The sequence below is a fragment of the Vreelandella neptunia genome (genome assembly GCF_022489065.1).
Lineage (GTDB): Bacteria > Pseudomonadota > Gammaproteobacteria > Pseudomonadales > Halomonadaceae > Vreelandella > Vreelandella neptunia_A.
In genome coordinates, this window is record NZ_JAKVTW010000076.1 from 1 (window position 1) to 420 (window position 420).

General features: G+C 59.8%; 1 protein-coding gene. It reads right to left on the reverse strand.

Features of this window, described 5'->3' with window-relative positions:
* Window positions 1-420, reverse strand: a 420-nt coding sequence (locus MLE19_RS22925; protein WP_276322556.1) for an SRPBCC family protein, incomplete at both ends; no start/stop codon positions are given.

The window sequence follows — 420 nt, forward strand, 5'->3', positions numbered from 1 at the left end:
CAGCTGCTCCTGGATCCAGTCCTTATGCTGATAGACCGGACGCACTTCCGGGTTAAGCAGCCGGGTCCACAGCATCATGTGGCCGTTTTCATAGGAGTAGAAGCCGCCTTTGCTCTTCGACCAGCCGTCAGCGTCCACCGCTTTGGTGCCGCCGGCGTCGTAGTTGCGGCGTTCCATGGTGGAGGCGTAGTTCCAGTGCACGGAGCTGACGTGGTAGCCGTCGGCGCCGTTTTCGGCCTGGAGCTTCCAGTTGCCGGTGTAAGTGTAGGACGAGGTACCGCGCAGAATTTCCAGGCCTTCGGGGGCCTGGTCGACGATGTTGTCGATGATCTTGGTGGTTTCGCCGAGGTGTTGTTCAAGCGGGACGACATCGTCACTCAGGCTGCCAAACAGGAAGCCTTTGTAGTTCTCGAAGCGCGC